Genomic DNA, 17,456 nt, shown 5'->3' on the forward strand with positions numbered 1-17,456 from the left:
GGCACTTTTTGATAAAGTGCTGGTCGAAATCAGTACAGCTGTAGCGCCTGGAGACTTTATGGAAGTGTTCTTTATGCGATGCATCCATTTATCTCATGAAGGTTTTAATGAAAAACACCGGAAAATTTAGCAGCTCGCTGCTGCATCCGCGTTATTGGTTTACCTGGTTTGGTCTTGGTGTACTCTGGCTTCTGGTCCAGCTTCCCTATCCTGTTCTTATGCGTCTCGGTGCCGGTGCGGGCAAAATTTCCCGCCATTTTCTGCAGCGCCGTGAGCGAATCACCCGTCGTAACATTGAGCTCTGTTTTCCTGGCATCAGTGAAGAAAAAACAGAACATATGATCGCCGGTAATTTTGCGTCGTTAGGCATGGCGCTGGCTGAAACCGGTATTGCCTGGTTCTGGTCTGACCGTGCGGTAAAACGTCTGTTTAAAGTGTCAGGTATGGATAATCTCCACGCTGCGCAGAATGAAAAGCGCGGTGTGATGCTGATTGGCGTGCATTTCATGTCACTGGAGCTGGGCGGCCGCATAAGCGGTCTCTGTCAGCCGATGATGGCGATGTACCGTCCGCACAACAATCAGGCAATGGAATATGTGCAGACCAAAGGCCGGATGCGCTCGAACAAAGCGATGATCGACCGCCGCGATCTGCGCGGCATGGTTAATGCTCTGAAACAGGGTGAATCGGTCTGGTTTGCACCAGACCAGGATTACGGCCCGAAAGGCAGCACCTTTGCGCCGCTGTTTGCGGTAGAAAAAGCGGCCACCACCAACGGCACTTTTGTGCTGTCGCGTCTGGCGAAGCCGGCGATGGTGCCGATTATGCTGATTCGTAATGCAGATAATGATGGCTATCATCTGATCATTGAGCCGATGCTGGAAAATTATCCTCATACGGATGAGGCTGCTGCTGCAGCCTATATGAATAAAGTGATCGAGAATCAGATTCTGCGCGCACCGGAACAATACCTCTGGCTGCATCGCCGATTCAAAACCCGACCGCCGGGTGAACAGTCACTCTACGTCTGAATAACCGGATAAAGCAGGCACCGCGCCTGCTTTTTTATTCTGCTAATCCACGCCTGCTTAGTATCCTCTCCGGTTTGTCCGTGTACAGCATGCTCTATCCCGGGTTAACACCCACTTTAATTTTTGCTGTTCAGCGCCTCCTCCACAGCCACCAAGCTGGTATCAGAAAGTTAATTAAGGAATGATGAATCCTCTTACCTCGTTAAAGCCGGATAATCTTATGGATATCAACGATACACAGCAGTGGCAGAGACCGCTGATTGATGACCGCCTTACGCCCTATATTGAAGTCGATGCAGAACGCCTGGAGCAGAATCTGCAGCATATGCAGCGCAAAGCCAGTGCGGCAGGCGTCGCATTGCGTCCGCATATCAAAACACATAAAAGCGTCTGGATTGCTCAGCGTCAGCTTGAATATGGTGCTCAGGGTGTCACGGTCTCTAAACCCAGCGAAGGTATCAGCTTTATTCAGGGGGGCGTTCGCGATCTGCTTTTAGCCTATCCGGTTGTGCAACCGCAAAGCGTGGCTGAGTTGCTGCGTCTCGCCGTGCTTCATCAGGCAAAACTTACCCTGATTGCGGACAGGCTGCAGGGTGTGGCAGCGATTGCGGATGCGTGGCAGCAACAACCAGACTGCGAGCTGGCGGTGGCGATTAAGGTGGATGTTGGATTACACCGGATTGGTGTTAGTCCTGATAGTGATGACGCCGTGCTGATTGCTCAGGCGCTGCGGGACAGAGGCGTACGCTTTGCCGGATTAGTGTCGCATGCCGGCCACGCTTATGGTGCCGGTAATGCTGCGGCTATTGTTGATGTTGCCAGGCAGGAAACGGTATTGATGCAGCAGCTTCAGGCAAAACTGCAGGCTGCGGGATTTACCGACTGCCCGCTCTCTGTGGGGTCAACGCCTACGGCCCTGGCAGCCGAGGTTGCGCCCTGCATCAGTGAAATCCGGCCCGGCAACTATGCACTGCTGGACCTTACCGCCTGTCGCCTCGGGCTAAGTTACGTCGATCAGCTGGCAATGAGCGTCATTACACGTGTGGTAGCGGTAAACGAGCATTTCGCAATTGTGGATGCCGGATCGAAAATGCTGAGTTCAGATAAAGGGCCACACGGCACCAATGCCAGCGGCTTTGGTGTTGCAGCCGACGAAGCGGGCCACACGTATGAGGTGACAAAGTTATCTGAGGAGCATGGTTTTCTGCTTTATCAGGATCGCCGTCCTGAAGTCGGCATGCTGCTTCGTATCTTTCCGAATCACAGCTGCGCAGTGATGGCACAGTCGGATGGCTTTGTTCTGCGTCGCGCCAGTGGGCATAGCGAAGAGCACGCAGTTTCTGCACGCGGCAATTTTATCTGAGTCAGCGGCAGACAGCCTCATCCGTTGTCTGCCGTTTGTACGAAACCCTCTCAACACCACACTTCTGCTGTTACAACGTATTAACGAGCCTGACCCCATGCTTTAATGCTTTTTTAGCTTATCCTCCGGAGGTTATATGCTCTCCTCGCGCACGCTGAGCCTGACAATTCCGCGTCACTGGTTAGATCTTTATGAAACCATCTGGAAGCCGGAATTTTTTCCAAAGTGGGCGTCCGGGCTGACGAATAGTGCATTAGAACCTGATGGCAATCGCTGGCGTGCTAAAGGCCCTCAGGGAAATGTAAAGCTCCGGTTCTCGCCACATAATCCGTTTGGCGTAATGGATCACTGGATTGATAGTGGCTCAGGAAAGGAAATCTATGTGCCGATGCGCGTGATAGCCAACGAGCAGGGTGCCGAGGTGATGGTGACGGTTTACCGCCAGCCATTTACTTCAGATGAGAGATTTAAGCAGGATATTGAATGGGTTAGCAACGATCTTGAGAAGCTTAACCAGCTTCTGACACAGTAAATCAATGACTTAGCTCGATTTTTTCTCTGTACTTATCACTGGCTGTTTATGAAAAAAAACAGAAAAACTTCCGATGATAAAGCATAAAGCGTTTATCTGATTGCATGCCTCTTTTACACATTTATCACCAACCCTGCTTAAGCATTGTTGCCAGGAAAATTCCTGGCAACATCACCCGACAGGCTGGCGATCTTCCCTGATTACAGGCCTCTTCATCTTCTGCACGAACACTTTCTCTCTGACGTATACATTAATCATCAACAATCGTTTATTACTGCCCTGCTGGGGATTTAATATTTATCATGCATAGAGTGAAACCATTTATTTCTGCGGTCGCGTAATCAGACTTTTCTTATGGTGTTAAATTAAATAAAACAATGTATAAATCATTCCACACACAGCAATACCCATAATGATAAAGCAGGAAAAGTCATGGACCGCTCTGCGTATCCTTTGTTATCAGAAAAAGAATTCGTTGAGATTGCCGCAAGGATGCTGGCAGGAGAATATAAAACTACAACAGGATTTATTCGTGATCTGGCGGAATTCTTATTAGCTGCAGGGGATTCCGCCATGACACGAAACAGAGAATTTACCAGGGATATCTATTTTTTATCCGAGCACCATTTGATTGAATCCATAATAACATGGCAAGCCTGGAAAGGTATTTCAGGACTCCGGCCAGAAAAATTGCACTAACTAACGGTGTGACAGCAACTTCTCATTGCTGTTACACAACGATTTAATTCTCACAGAGTCAATGAACTCTAACGAGTATATTATGGCAATACGTGAAAGCAGTCTTAATAGCGCAAAATGGTCTCTGCTCTCTTCAATCAAAATTATTGGCATCGGCGTACTGCAGCTCTCGTTGCTGGCGCAAATCCTGCAGGCGAATGAACTAAACCTGCTGGCGATCGCCGTGATAGCTTTACTGGCTATCGATACGCTGGCCGATCGCGGCTTCTCAAATAAGCTGATCCGCCGCTGTATGCTCTCTATCAACGACCTCTCCACGATTTACTGGGGTAATATGTTGATGGGTGTCGTAGTGTTTGGTCTGTTATTTACGGGCAGTCACCTGCTGAACAGTCTGTTTGGTCAACCTGAACTGGCGTTAATGCTGCAGATGGTCTCAGTGGTGTTTATTATCATCCCACAGGGTCAGCATTACCGTGCGATATTACAGCGCGAAAAACAATATACCCGTATCGCCTTTGCTGAAACCTCAGCAGTATTAGCCGGCCTTGCCGTCACTTTATTTACCGTCTGGCTGACCCCTTCAGTACTGTGTGCGATCTGGGGTTACCTGGCGATGGCATCCATTCGCATGCTGATTTACTGCTACTATGGTCGTTCATGGTTCCAGCCAGAATATCATTTTAGCCTGAAAGCCTTTTCTAAAATTCGTGCAAGAAACAAATAATAAAATAAGTCTGTTTGGTGGGCTCTGAGCATCTGAAACGATGCGTTGGCGTGCTGTTAACCAGCACGCCTTTTCTTTTCATTAAGCCTGTTGCTTTATTTCTCTAATTCTTCCTTTATCTGCCGCATCCAGCCTTTCTACCTCCTTTATAAACTGACTTACCTCCAGCCGTTGTCTGGCGTTCATGGTCGGTTAATATCCGCTAGTCCGGAACCGTAAAACAGCGGGCCGCAACGCACAAACCTTCTACAGACTGTGTCTTCTCAGATTTACACAGGCACTCACCGCAGGCTCTGCGCAGAAAAGTCTTTCTATACGGACGCCTTGGCTGGCTGGTATACACTGCGCTTATCCCGGACGCCGATCGCCTGAAAATCTCTGTCGCCGTCTTTCAGGCAAGGATATCGCCTTGCCCCCGTTTTACCGGAGTCTGCTATGTTACTGACCGTTCTCTACATCATTGGTATTACTGCTGAAGCCATGACGGGGGCGCTGGCGGCGGGCCGCCGCAAAATGGATCTGTTCGGTGTTATTATTATCGCCTCAGTGACTGCCATCGGCGGTGGTTCGGTGCGCGACATCCTGCTGGGTCACTATCCGCTGGGCTGGGTAAAAAATCCCGAATACATCATGATTGTGGCGGCAGCAGCGGTCATCACCACGTTCCTGGCACCCCTGATGACACACCTGCGCAAAGTGTTCCTGGTGCTTGATGCACTGGGACTGGTGGTTTTTTCCATTATCGGCGCGCAGGTTGCGCTTGATTCCGGACATGCCATGATTATTGCCGCCATAAGCGCGGTCATTACCGGCGTCTTCGGTGGCGTGCTGCGTGACATGTTCTGTAATCGCATTCCGCTGGTGTTTCAGAAGGAACTTTACGCTGGTATCGCCTTCGCCTCAGGCTGGCTCTATATCCTGCTGCTGAAAACTACGCTGGCACATGAAGCGGTGATAATCATTACCCTGCTGTTCGGCTTCTTTGCCCGTTTACTGGCGCTGCGCTTCCGCCTCGGTTTGCCGATTTTCAACTATCCCCATCCCGAGCATTAAGGAAGAAGGTATGCCTTGCTGCTGCAGGAACGCGATCAGCCTCTGCACACGGGCATCATGGAACTGCGCAACCAGGCGCTTTGCCAGCGCAGCCCCAACACCCGGTAACGCCTGCCAGCCCGCAATATCCCGCTGCATTAAGCTCTCCCACTGCTGATCGGGCAGTGACTTCAGGGCCTTCCGCGGCAGTGAAATACCTAAGGCATCCACCCAGCGACGAAACGGCTGCTGACGGGTGAGATTAAAACGATGCCAGAGCTGACCCGCCCGTTCCGGAGAGAAGCCCGTTGCGGCAGTGATCTGTTCCGGTGTTAACGTCAGCCAGCCGAACAGATGCGTCATACTGCCGGTTTCCAGTAAGCGCAGCCAGGTGCTGCGCTCAACGCCCGGAATATTCAGCACCGTTTTCTGACTGAGCCAGCGTAATTTTGCCAGTAACTGCTTCTGGCACTCCGCACTGAAGGTGTAACAGCTTAGCGGCGTGTAATGCGACGCGTCGGGAGGCTGAGGATAGTCGCGCTCTGCCACGCGCCAGATCACCCGCTCCAGCCGGGGGATCCCCTGACCCGCCAGACTCAGCGTAATCACATCACCCGCCACAATATCGCTCTCCTGCCAGCGACGCAGGGATCCGACATTGACCCGCCTGACAGTCTTGTCATCCAGCTGCACCGGCTGCAGATTAAGGACGGCAGCTATTTTCCCGGTTCGGCCAACCGGAAAATCAACGGAGAGCACTTCAGCGCTGACTTCAGGAGGCTGATACTTCCAGGCAACAGCCCAGGTGCCCTCTCCCGGCAGCCAGTTTTTTCCCGCAGGACGAAGGCTCTGATGAACCACCACGCCATCAGTGACAAAAGGTAGCGCAGCATGGAACCAGCGCTCCCGCCAGGTGGCGACCTCCTCTTCATCTTTGACGCGGTAACTCCATTTTGCGGCAACGCCCAGTCCCCAGCGGCTGAGTTGCTCAAGCCGTTCTGTCATTTTGGCGGGACCATCTGGCCAGGCCCAGATGAAAACATTAAGCGAATTCAGCAGAGGAATCCGTTGCTTGCTCATCATGGCCCCGGCCACCTGTGAGCGCGCATTTTTACCACCATCAACGGCCTGTTGATGACCGGTCATCGTCAGGAATAGCTCACCCTGCAACACCACCTCGTCGAGACGGGTGTCGATATTCAGCGGAATCGCCGGGATCCAGGCGGCTTTAGCCAGCCAATCCTCACCACGTAATCCATCGCCACGGCTTAACAGGGAGACCAGCCTGCCGTGGCGATATACCAGTGAAACGGCGATGCCATCAACTTTGGGCTGCACCCAGAGATCGCCACGCCCCTGCATCCAGTAAGCCAGCGCCAGCTTGTCGCGCATCTTTTTTACACCTGTGTGGGCGACCGGATGCAATGACTTGCCATTACCCGGCAGTTGCGGGGTGTAAACCGGCTGATAAGGGCTAAAGCAGTGCTGCCACTGAATCAGTCGCTGTTGAAGAGCGTCATAATCCGCATCCACCACCGGACTCTGCCCCTGACGATAGTAAGCGTCATCCCAGTGTTGTAGTTGCTGTTGCAGGCGGCGGATCTCTTCAGTCGCCCAAATCGGTGTCCAGACCGGACAAACGGCGCTATGCGCAGGCCATATGACGATCCACAAAACAGCCGCCAACAGCGGCCAGCCGAATCCTTTCATATTCTCTCCCCTGACGTTTTGCGGTATTCAATATCAATGCCCTGGCGTCAGCCAGAGACGATGTCCGGTTGCGGAAGAGATGCCGTAACAATAAAGGATTAATTGCAGCGGCCTGACAGACATTTGCGCGAAGATACGCAAAAGTTGGCTGTTGCCGCTGCGCAAACGCTGCGTGGCAGCGGGAAGCTGTGTATACTGTGCAGGAAATCGACTCCGCTTTTAATCAATTCAAGAAAACCATGGCTCAAGGCACGCTCTATATTGTTTCTGCACCCAGCGGCGCAGGTAAATCCAGCCTGATTCAGGCACTGTTAAAGACCCAGCCGTTGTATGATACGCAGGTCTCTGTTTCGCACACGACACGCGGCATGCGTCCGGGTGAAGCCCATGGCGAACATTACTTTTTCGTTGAGAAACATGAATTTGAGCAGATGATCGCGGAAGATGCCTTCCTCGAACACGCTAAAGTTTTCGACAACTATTACGGTACGTCGCGCCATGCTATTGAGCAGGTGCTGGCAACCGGCGTTGATGTGTTTCTCGACATCGACTGGCAGGGTGCGCAGCAAATTCGCGCCAGAATGCCAGGCGCACGCAGCATATTCGTTTTACCGCCGTCGAAAGAAGAGCTCGATCGCCGTCTGCGCGGTCGTGGTCAGGATAGCGAAGAGGTCATCACGCGTCGCATGGCGCAGGCGGTAGCGGAAATGAGCCACTACGCCGAGTATGACTATTTAATTGTGAATGATGATTTCGATCTGGCGCTGTCCGATCTGAAAACCATTATTCGCGCCGAACGTCTGCGTATGGCGCGCCAGAAGGCGCGTCACGATGCTTTAATCAGCAAACTGTTGGCAGTCTGAATACAGTTTCAGTATGATGCGCAGTCATTTCTTCATCTGTGGAGTAGCACACCTATGGCACGCGTAACCGTTCAGGACGCAGTAGAAAAAGTTGGTAATCGTTTTGACCTGGTGTTGGTCGCTGCACGTCGTGCACGTCAGATGCAGGTTGGCGGCAAAGATCCGCTGGTTCCGGAAGAGAACGATAAGCCTACCGTTATCGCTCTGCGCGAAATCGAAGAAGGTCTGGTCACCAATCAGATTTTAGATGTGCGTGATCGTCAGGAACAGCAAGAGCAGGAAGCCGCTGAGTTACAGGCCGTTACCGCTATCGCTGAAGGTCGTCGTTAACAGCCACCTGCAGGTCACCCTTGTATCTGTTTGAAAGTCTCAATCAACTGATTGAAAAATACTTGCCAGAGGAGCAGATCAAGCGCCTCCAGCAAGCCTACCTTGTCGCACGTGATGCCCACGAGGGACAGACACGCTCCAGCGGTGAGCCTTATATCACCCATCCGGTTGCCGTGGCCTGTATTCTGGCGGAAATGAAGCTCGACCATGAAACCCTCATGGCCGCGCTGCTGCATGACGTGATCGAAGATACGCCTGCCACTTACCAGGACATGGAACAGCTGTTTGGTAAAAGCGTGGCGGAGCTGGTCGAAGGCGTTTCCAAGCTGGATAAGCTGAAATTCCGCGACAAGAAAGAAGCGCAGGCAGAGAACTTCCGCAAGATGATTATGGCGATGGTGCAGGATATCCGCGTCATTCTCATCAAGCTGGCTGACCGCACCCACAATATGCGCACCCTCGGGTCGTTACGCCCGGACAAACGTCGCCGCATCGCGCTGGAAACGTTAGAGATTTACAGTCCGCTTGCGCATCGCCTGGGTATTCACCATCTTAAAACGGAGCTGGAAGAGCTCGGTTTTGAGGCTCTCTACCCGAACCGTTATCGGGTAATTAAAGAGGTGGTGAAAGCCGCGCGCGGTAATCGTAAAGAGATGATCCAGAAGATTCTTTCTGAGATTGATGGCCGTTTACAGGAAGCGGGCATTCCCTGCCGCGTCAGCGGTCGTGAAAAGCATCTTTACTCGATCTACCGCAAAATGACGCTGAAAGAGCAGCGTTTTCACTCCATCATGGATATCTATGCCTTTCGCGTCATCGTGAAAGATCTGGATACCTGCTATCGCGTTCTTGGCCAGATGCACAGCTTGTATAAGCCGCGTCCGGGCCGCGTGAAAGATTACATCGCCATCCCCAAGGCCAACGGCTATCAATCGCTCCATACCTCCATGATCGGTCCGCACGGCGTGCCGGTTGAAGTGCAGATTCGCACCGAGGATATGGATCAGATGGCAGAAATGGGGGTCGCTGCGCACTGGGCCTATAAACAGGCGGGCGAAAGTGGCACCACCGCACAGATTCGCGCTCAGCGCTGGCTGCAAAGCCTGCTGGAGCTGCAGCAGAGTGCGGGCAGTTCGTTTGAGTTTATCGAAAGCGTGAAGTCCGATCTCTTTCCCGATGAGATCTACGTCTTTACGCCTGAAGGCCGCATTGTTGAGCTGCCAACCGGCGCGACGCCGGTGGACTTCGCCTATGCGGTTCACACCGACATTGGCCATGCCTGCGTCGGCGCACGCGTTGACCGCCAGCCTTATCCGCTGTCGCAAACCCTGACCAGCGGCCAGACGATTGAGATCATCACCGCGCCAGGCGCCCGTCCCAACGCCGCCTGGCTCAACTTTGTCGTCAGCTCCAAAGCCCGCGCCAAAATTCGCCAGCTGCTGAAAAACCTCAAGCGTGAAGACTCGGTTAATCTGGGCCGCCGCCTGCTCAGCCATGCGCTGGGCGGCAGTCGTAAGCTGGCTGAGATCCCGGCTGAGAATATCCGTCAGGAACTGGACCGTATGAAGCTGACCTCGCTTGACGATCTGCTGGCGGAAATTGGTCTGGGCAATGCGATGAGCGTGGTCGTGGCGAAGAACCTGCTGCAGGCGGACAGCAAGACCATCAGCAGTAACAGCAAGCGCGGTAAGCTGCCGATCAAAGGCGCTGATGGCGTGTTGATTACGTTCGCCAAATGCTGCCGACCAATTCCCGGTGACCCGATTGTTGCTCATGTCAGCCCTGGCAAAGGACTGGTGGTGCATCATGAGTCCTGTCGAAATATTCGCGGCTACCAGAAAGAGCCGGAAAAATTCATGCCGGTCGAGTGGGATAAAGTCACTGAGCAGGAGTTCGTGGCGGAAATCAAAGTCGACATGTTTAACCATCAGGGCGCACTGGCGAACCTGACGGCAGCAATCAATACGGCCGGTTCCAATATTCAGAGCCTGAATACCGAAGAGCGTGATGGCCGCGTCTACAGCGCCTTTATCCGCCTGACCGCACGCGACCGTGTCCATCTGGCGAATATCATGCGTAAAATTCGCGTGATGCCGGATGTGATCAAAGTCCACCGTAATCGTAATTAGGCATGAACGATCAACGTTTTGCCCGGATTCAGGCGATGCTGGCACTGCGCCAGCACGACCTTACGGTCTGTATGGAGCAGGTGCATAAGCCGCACAATGTGTCGGCGGTGATCCGCACGGCCGACGCTGTCGGCATCCACGAAGTACATGCTGTCTGGCCCAGCCAGCGGATGCGCACCCAGGCTTCCGCGTCTGCCGGAAGCAACAGCTGGGTGAAAGTGGTCACCCATCCCACCATTGGCGATGCCGTAACACGGCTTAAACAGCAGAAGATGCAGGTTCTGGCGACCCATCTTTCTGACGATGCCGTAGATTTCCGTGAGATCGATTATACCCTTCCCACCTGCATCCTGATGGGACAGGAAAAAACCGGCATCACTGAAGAAGCACTGGCGCTGGCTGACCGGAAGATCGTAATTCCTATGGTGGGAATGGTGCAGTCGCTGAATGTCTCGGTTGCCTGTGCGCTGATCCTCTACGAAGCACAACGGCAGCGGCAGAATGCCGGTCTTTACCTGCGCGATTACAGCCTGCTGGATGATGATGAGCAGCAACGCCTGCTGTTCGAAGGCGGATACCCGGTGCTGGCGCGGGTCGCAAAGCAGAAAGGTTTACCCTATCCGCGCATCAATGCTCAGGGCGAAGTGGACGCCGATCCCAGCTGGTGGGCAACCATGCAGTCGACCGGTAAAAAAAGATGAAGGGCCGTCTGCTGGATGCCATCCCGCTCAGTACCCTGACCGGCGTCGGTGCCAGCCAGGCAGCAAAACTGGCCAAAATTGACCTGCACACCATTCAGGATCTCCTGCTTCATCTCCCGCTACGCTACGAAGATCGCACCCAGCTTTATGCCATTGACGATCTGCTGCCCGGTATCTGGGCCACCGTAGAAGGCGAAGTGCTGCATACCGACATCACCTTTGGTCGCCGCCGGATGATGGTGTGCCAGATCAGCGATGGTAGTGGTGTCCTGACGATGCGCTTCTTCAACTTCAATGCCGGGATGAAGAACAACCTGTCGCCAGGCCGGCGCGTCACCGCCTATGGCGAGATTAAACGCGGTCAGCGCGGTGCCGAGATTATTCATCCCGAATACCGCATCCAGGGCGAACAGAGCAATGTAGCGCTGGAAGAGACCTTAACACCAGTTTATCCCACCACTGAAGGTATCCGACAGGCTACACTGCGTAATCTTACCGATCAGGCGTTGACGCAGCTGGAGAGCTGCCCGATTGCCGAGTTGCTGCCGAAGGAACTGAGCGGCGGCTTGATCAGCCTGCCTGATGCACTGCGCACACTGCATCGTCCGCCGCCCGATCTCCGGCTCAGTGAGCTGGAAAGTGGCCGTCATCCGGCGCAGCGCAGGTTGATTCTGGAAGAGCTGCTGGCGCACAACCTCAGCATGCTGGCGGTACGCGCCGGTGCTCAGCGCTATTACGCGTTACCGATGCCGCCGCGACACAACCTTAGCGATCAGCTGCTGGCCGCGCTGCCCTTCTCACCGACCAATGCGCAGAAACGCGTGGTGGCGGAGATAGAGAAAGATCTGGCCAATGATTTTCCGATGATGCGGCTGGTGCAGGGCGATGTCGGCTCGGGCAAGACACTGGTTGCTGCGCTCTCTGCGCTGAACGTTATCGCCCATGGCAAGCAGGTTGCGCTGATGGCGCCGACCGAACTGCTGGCTGAACAGCACGCCAGTAACTTCCGTCAGTGGTTTGCGCCGCTGGGGATAGAAGTGGGCTGGCTGGCCGGAAAACAGAAAGGCAAAGCCCGCCAGGCCCAGCAGGAAGCGATAGCCAGTGGTCAGGTGGCGATGGTCGTGGGCACACACGCGCTGTTTCAGGAGCAGGTACAGTTTAATGGTCTGGCGCTGGTGATTATTGATGAGCAGCACCGATTCGGCGTCCACCAGCGACTGGCCTTATGGGAAAAAGGCGAGGAACAGGGTTTCCATCCGCATCAGCTGATCATGACCGCCACCCCCATTCCGCGCACCCTGGCGATGACGGCTTATGCCGATCTTGATACCTCAACTATCGATGAGCTGCCGCCGGGACGAACACCGGTGACCACCGTCGCTATCCCCGATACGCGACGCGATGAGATTGTGGCGCGGGTTGAGCATGCCTGCCGCGAGGGCCGTCAGGCCTACTGGGTCTGCACCCTGATTGAAGAGTCCGAATTGCTGGAAGCGCAGGCGGCAGAAGCCAGCTGGGAATCCCTGAAAACGGCGCTTCCCGACTTAAACATCGGACTGGTACATGGCCGGATGAAGCCCGCGGAAAAGCAGGCGGTGATGCAGGCCTTTAAAGCGAATGAGCTGCAGCTGCTGGTGGCGACGACAGTCATCGAGGTCGGCGTTGACGTGCCGAATGCCAGCCTGATGATTATCGAAAACCCGGAGCGGTTAGGGCTGGCGCAGCTGCATCAGCTGCGTGGTCGTGTAGGTCGTGGTGCTATAGCATCGCACTGTGTGCTGCTCTATAAAGCGCCACTGAGCAAGACGGCGCAAAAGCGTCTTCAGGTGCTGCGCGACAGCAATGATGGCTTTGTCATTGCCCAGTTCGATCTGGAGATTCGCGGGCCGGGTGAACTACTGGGCACGCGTCAGACCGGCAACGCCGAATTCAAAGTAGCCGACCTGCTACGTGATGCCGCGATGGTGCCGGAAGTGCAGCGCGTGGCGCGCCACATCCACCAGCACTATCCCGAGCAGGCCAGCGCCCTGATTGAACGCTGGCTGCCAGAGACCACCCGCTATACCAATGTCTGAGTGCGTTCCATTCTGGTACGGCCTTTTTTATCTTCACCGGGCAAACGATTGCTTTTAGCCTGCGGATGATTACAATCGCCACACTATTTTTTGGGAAGAACAGAAGATGTCCACCACTCCTCAGCCAGACCAGCCTTCCGCCACGAAAAGTGAACTGATTTATCGCCTTGAAGATCGTCCACCCCTGCCGCAAACGCTGTTTGCCGCCGGTCAGCACCTGCTAGCCATGTTTGTCGCGGTTATTACGCCTGCGATTCTGATTTGTCAGGCGCTGGGCCTGCCTGCAGAAGATACCCGGCACGTGATCAGCATGTCGCTGTTTGCATCGGGCGTGGCATCACTGCTGCAAATCAAAACCTGGGGACCAGTAGGTTCGGGCCTGCTGTCGATTCAGGGCACCAGCTTCAACTTCGTGACGCCTCTGATTATGGGCGGGATGGCGCTGAAAAATGGCGGCGCTGACGTGCCCACCATGATGGCGGCACTGTTTGGCACGCTGATGGTAGCCTCCTGTACCGAAATGGTGCTGTCGCGCGTATTGCATCTGGCGCGCCGGATCATTACGCCGCTGGTTTCCGGTATCGTGGTGATGATTATTGGCCTGTCGCTGATTCAGGTCGGCCTAACCTCCATTGGCGGTGGTTTCAGTGCGATGAATGACCATACCTTTGGCGCGCCGAAAAATCTGATGCTGGCCGGAGCCGTGCTGCTGGTGATCGTGCTGCTGAACCGACAGAAGAATCCCTACCTGCGCGTCGCCTCTCTGGTGATTGCCATGGCGGTAGGCTATCTGCTGGCCTGGACGATGGGTATGCTGCCTGCGGCAGGTATTCCCGCTGATCAGCCGCTAATCATGGTACCCACCCCGCTCTACTATGGGCTGGGCTTCGACTGGAATCTGCTTATCCCGCTGATGCTGGTATTTATGGTTACCTCTCTGGAGACCATCGGCGATATCACCGCCACCTCGGATGTTTCAGAACAGCCGGTGAGCGGCCCACTCTATATGAAACGTCTGAAAGGTGGGGTGCTGGCGAATGGTCTTAACTCCTTTGTCTCCGCGCTGTTTAATACCTTCCCTAACTCCTGTTTCGGCCAGAACAATGGCGTCATTCAGTTAACCGGCGTAGCCAGCCGCTACGTGGGCTTTGTTGTCGCGCTGATGCTGATTGTGCTGGGGTTGTTCCCGGCGGTCAGTGGTCTGGTTCAGCTCATTCCTGAACCGGTGCTCGGCGGTGCAACCATTGTGATGTTCGGCACCATCGCCGCCTCGGGTGTTCGCATCGTGTCACGCGAGCCGCTTAACCGTCGTGCCATCATGATCATCGCACTATCGCTGGCGGTGGGCCTTGGCGTTTCCCAGCAGCCGCTGATCCTGCAGTTTGCGCCTGACTGGCTGAAAACCCTGCTCTCTTCCGGCATTGCGGCGGGCGGCATTACCGCCATTGTGCTCAACCTGATTTTCCCGCAAGAGAAGTAAGTCCACAGGCAGGCTTCGGCCTGCCTGCTAATTATTCGGATTTACATCCAGGCTGTTGAGCTGTAACGGTAATTCAGGCATAACAACCTCTCACCGGATTTAACTCGGGAAGGATGCTATGAAATTTCTTGGAAAGTTTTTCCTCACCTTACTTTTGCTGCTGCTTTTCACCCTTGTGGTGATCTATGTATTGCTGCAGACACAGTGGGGTGCAGGCTGGTTTAGCCGTTGGGTGAGCGACAAAACCGAATGGCATCTCTCCCTGAGTAAAATTGAACACAATTTCTCTTCTCCCTCTCATATCATTCTGGATGACTTCAGCTTTGGTCATGATGGGCAGCCTGCGGTTCTGGTAGCGAAACGGGTCGATCTCGGTCTGGCTCTGATTCAGTTTAGCGATCCACTGCATTTCAGTAGCCTTGAATTGCGCGACGGGGAAGTGAATCTGGCCAATCTGACGCCAGGCAGTGCGCTACCCATTCAGGCCGATCGCCTGCAGCTCAATAACATGCGTATCGACAGCCCCAACAGCACGTTACCGCTGTTTGCTCAGCAGGTTAATGGCGGCATTCTGCCGTGGAAACCCACATCCCTCAATATGCTGGGTCGCGATGCCCGTTTCCAGATGAGTGCAGGCAGCATGACGCTGAATAAGGTGCCCGCTGAAAACGTCCTGATTCAGGGCAGTGTTTCCCAGAACCGGATGCGCTTTGATAATATTGGTGCCGACCTGGCGCGTGGATCCATGACCGGCAGCGGTGAGCGCGATGCCCAGGGGAACTGGAAAATCAATCAGCTACGACTGAATGATATTCGTCTGCAGACTGCCAGCAGCCTGAAAGATTTCCTGCATCGCCTGCAGGTGGTTCCCTCGATTGCCATTACGCGCCTCGACATGACCGATGCCCGCCTGCAGGGGCCTGACTGGGCGGTGACAGATCTTGACCTGACGCTGAGAAACGTTAACTGGCAGGGCGATGACTGGCAGAGTAATGATGGTTCGCTGGCGCTGAATGCCAGCAATTTTATCAACGGTGGATTCGAGCTTAATGACCCTATCGTTAACCTGGATTTCTCGCCGCAGGGTCTGGCGCTAACGCAGTTCAGTTCACGCTGGGCGAACGGGGTGATTCGGGCTGACGGTGACTGGTCACGCAGTGATAAACGCCTGACGCTGAAAAATCTGGCTATTGCCGGACTGGAATATACCCTGCCGCAGGACTGGCGTGACCGCTGGCAGGCGGCACTGCCCGCGTGGCTGGATAGCGTAGCGGTGACGCGTTTCACCTCTAATCGTAACCTGATTATCGACATCAATCCGGCGTTTCCCTTCCAGCTGACCTCACTGGACGGATCCGGCGAGAACCTGCTGCTGGCGCAGCAGCATCAGTGGGGGATCTGGTCGGGTAAGCTTAGCCTGAATGCGGCAGAGTCGACTTTTAACCGTACCGATCTGCGTCACCCATCCATTACGCTGAATGCAGACACGCAGCAGATTCAGGTGACCGAGCTGAGTGCGTTCAGTAACAAGGGGCTGCTTGAAGGGACGGCTACCGTCGGCCAGCAGCCAGCGCGCCCGCTGACGCTGCAATTGACGGGGCGTGCAGTGCCGGTGAATGTGTTGCAGAACTGGGGATGGCCCGCCTTGCCGTTAACCGGTGACAGCAATATGCAGCTGCAATTGAGTGGCGCTTTAGCCGCAGGCCAGCCATTACGCCCAACGGTCAATGGCACGCTGTCGGTGACAACGGATAGTCAGCAGGTGCAGCAGACCATGCAGGCTGGCGAGGTTCGTTAATAACTTAAGGGCCGCAGATGCGGCCCTTAAGGTTAGTTGATACGTGCGCCGGAACCGCCCTCTTCCAGCGGCCCATCCGGATCGGCGGGCAGGACGATATAAACTCCCTCAAACACCGCGCCACATTCATCATCGCCAAACAGCTCCACTTCAAGCTGAACGCGTGCTTTACGTCCGCGAGCCAGACGGTCAAGGTCGCCGCTTAGTGAGCCGAGATCGGCAATCGCGCCAGGTCGTCCGCTGATAGGGCGGCTATAGCGGATGTGCGCATCTGCCAGAATAATGGTGCCGCCGAGATGGCGTTCGCGCAGCAGCAGCCAGATCAATCCCCAGCCGGTCAGCGTGGCCAGCGAGAAAAGGCTGCCAGCGAACAGGGTGTGATGTGGATTCTGGTTGCCCGCTTCAGGCATGGTGGTGATAAATTTCTGCCCGGTAAACTGCAGGATACGCACACCCATCTTCTCGCTGAGCGGAATATGATCATACCAGGCCTGTTGTAGCTGACCGCACCAGTCGGCGCGATGCAGGATATCATCGAGCGTAACAACCGGCTTGATCATCAGAAAGTGGCGTACCGGCGTCGTCTGCGGCGCGGTAATCTCACCCTGATTGATGTAGCCGAGCTTGGCGAAGAAAGCGACCGCATCTTCACGGGCACTGCAGGTTACCCGCTTCGCGCCTTCCTGACGCGCTACCGACTCCAGGGTCATGGCCATCAGCGTACCCAGCCCTTTCCCCTGCACAGACGGATGAACAGCCATGAAGCGGATAGCGGCCTCATTATCGGCGTTGATGTAGAGACGGCCAATGGCGACCGGATTTCCCTGCTCATCAACCACCATCTGATGATGTGCCAGGGCATCCCAGGCGTCACGTTCCGACCCCTGCGGCTGACGCAGTGGTTTACGCAACATCTCCCAGCGGAACTGATAATAGATATCCAGCTCTTCCGCCGTCTGTGGCACGCGAAGGTGATACATGTAATG

General features: G+C 54.7%; 15 protein-coding genes. 13 read left to right on the forward strand and 2 right to left on the reverse strand.

What is annotated here, in order from left to right:
• Window positions 1-107: 107 nt before the first annotated feature.
• From lpxP to AC6I8J_RS18425, 6 genes are all read left to right on the forward strand, one after another.
• Complete coding sequence (gene lpxP / locus AC6I8J_RS18400) at window positions 108-1,031, forward strand: kdo(2)-lipid IV(A) palmitoleoyltransferase (protein ID WP_033734527.1); 924 nt, start codon at window positions 108-110, stop codon at window positions 1,029-1,031.
• A 220-nt stretch (window positions 1,032-1,251) separates the two neighbouring features.
• Window positions 1,252-2,394: an alanine racemase gene (locus AC6I8J_RS18405; RefSeq protein ID WP_253420515.1), complete on the forward strand. Its 1,143-nt coding sequence runs from the start codon at window positions 1,252-1,254 to the stop codon at window positions 2,392-2,394.
• 136 nt (window positions 2,395-2,530) lie between these two features.
• The gene (locus AC6I8J_RS18410; protein ID WP_033734531.1) at window positions 2,531-2,926 is read left to right on the forward strand and encodes a hypothetical protein; all 396 of its coding nucleotides are present in this window, start codon (window positions 2,531-2,533) and stop codon (window positions 2,924-2,926) included.
• A gap of 432 nt (window positions 2,927-3,358) precedes the next feature.
• Window positions 3,359-3,625, forward strand: a complete 267-nt coding sequence (locus AC6I8J_RS18415) for a hypothetical protein (RefSeq protein ID WP_161732931.1) — start codon at window positions 3,359-3,361, stop codon at window positions 3,623-3,625.
• An 82-nt stretch (window positions 3,626-3,707) separates the two neighbouring features.
• On the forward strand, window positions 3,708-4,352 hold the full coding sequence (locus tag AC6I8J_RS18420) for an oligosaccharide flippase family protein (protein ID WP_161732929.1): 645 nt from the start codon (window positions 3,708-3,710) through the stop codon (window positions 4,350-4,352).
• 435 nt (window positions 4,353-4,787) lie between these two features.
• A complete protein-coding gene (locus AC6I8J_RS18425) occupies window positions 4,788-5,405 on the forward strand; it encodes a trimeric intracellular cation channel family protein (protein ID WP_161732927.1) in 618 nt (205 codons plus the stop codon).
• On the opposite strand, the gene ligB is transcribed toward AC6I8J_RS18425, so the two are convergent.
• On the reverse strand, window positions 5,343-7,094 hold the full coding sequence (ligB, locus tag AC6I8J_RS18430) for an NAD-dependent DNA ligase LigB (protein WP_497825621.1): 1,752 nt from the start codon (window positions 7,092-7,094) through the stop codon (window positions 5,343-5,345). The genes AC6I8J_RS18425 and ligB overlap by 63 nt on opposite strands.
• A gap of 239 nt (window positions 7,095-7,333) precedes the next feature.
• On the opposite strand from ligB, the gene gmk reads away from it, so the two are divergent.
• The 7 genes from gmk to AC6I8J_RS18465 all read left to right on the forward strand — a co-directional run bounded on the left by gmk (window position 7,334) and on the right by AC6I8J_RS18465 (window position 16,470).
• A complete protein-coding gene (gene gmk, locus AC6I8J_RS18435; RefSeq protein ID WP_161732923.1) occupies window positions 7,334-7,957 on the forward strand; it encodes a guanylate kinase in 624 nt (207 codons plus the stop codon).
• Between the two features lie 54 nt (window positions 7,958-8,011).
• Window positions 8,012-8,287 (forward strand): DNA-directed RNA polymerase subunit omega, encoded by a 276-nt coding sequence (rpoZ, locus tag AC6I8J_RS18440; RefSeq protein ID WP_003851346.1) that lies wholly within the window; start codon window positions 8,012-8,014, stop codon window positions 8,285-8,287.
• A 20-nt stretch (window positions 8,288-8,307) separates the two neighbouring features.
• Window positions 8,308-10,416 carry a bifunctional GTP diphosphokinase/guanosine-3',5'-bis pyrophosphate 3'-pyrophosphohydrolase gene (gene spoT / locus AC6I8J_RS18445; protein ID WP_161732921.1) on the forward strand — a complete coding sequence of 703 codons (2,109 nt, stop codon included), beginning with the start codon at window positions 8,308-8,310 and terminating at the stop codon, window positions 10,414-10,416.
• A 2-nt stretch (window positions 10,417-10,418) separates the two neighbouring features.
• Complete coding sequence (trmH, locus tag AC6I8J_RS18450) at window positions 10,419-11,117, forward strand: tRNA (guanosine(18)-2'-O)-methyltransferase TrmH (RefSeq protein ID WP_253420518.1); 699 nt, start codon at window positions 10,419-10,421, stop codon at window positions 11,115-11,117.
• Entirely contained in the window at window positions 11,114-13,192 is a 2,079-nt protein-coding gene (recG, locus tag AC6I8J_RS18455; RefSeq protein ID WP_497825622.1) for an ATP-dependent DNA helicase RecG, read from the forward strand. The genes trmH and recG overlap by 4 nt, the downstream gene beginning before the upstream one ends.
• Window positions 13,193-13,298: 106 nt before the next feature.
• Complete coding sequence (locus AC6I8J_RS18460; RefSeq protein ID WP_161732915.1) at window positions 13,299-14,672, forward strand: nucleobase:cation symporter-2 family protein; 1,374 nt, start codon at window positions 13,299-13,301, stop codon at window positions 14,670-14,672.
• Between the two features lie 118 nt (window positions 14,673-14,790).
• A complete protein-coding gene (locus AC6I8J_RS18465; RefSeq protein WP_260060033.1) occupies window positions 14,791-16,470 on the forward strand; it encodes an AsmA family protein in 1,680 nt (559 codons plus the stop codon).
• Between the two features lie 32 nt (window positions 16,471-16,502).
• Here the strand turns inward: AC6I8J_RS18465 and fabY are convergent, their stop codons facing one another.
• Complete coding sequence (gene fabY, locus AC6I8J_RS18470; RefSeq protein WP_013359528.1) at window positions 16,503-17,450, reverse strand: fatty acid biosynthesis protein FabY; 948 nt, start codon at window positions 17,448-17,450, stop codon at window positions 16,503-16,505.
• Window positions 17,451-17,456 lie beyond the last annotated feature (6 nt).

It is taken from the genome of Pantoea sp. X-Soil-ISGK-355 (assembly GCF_059730805.1).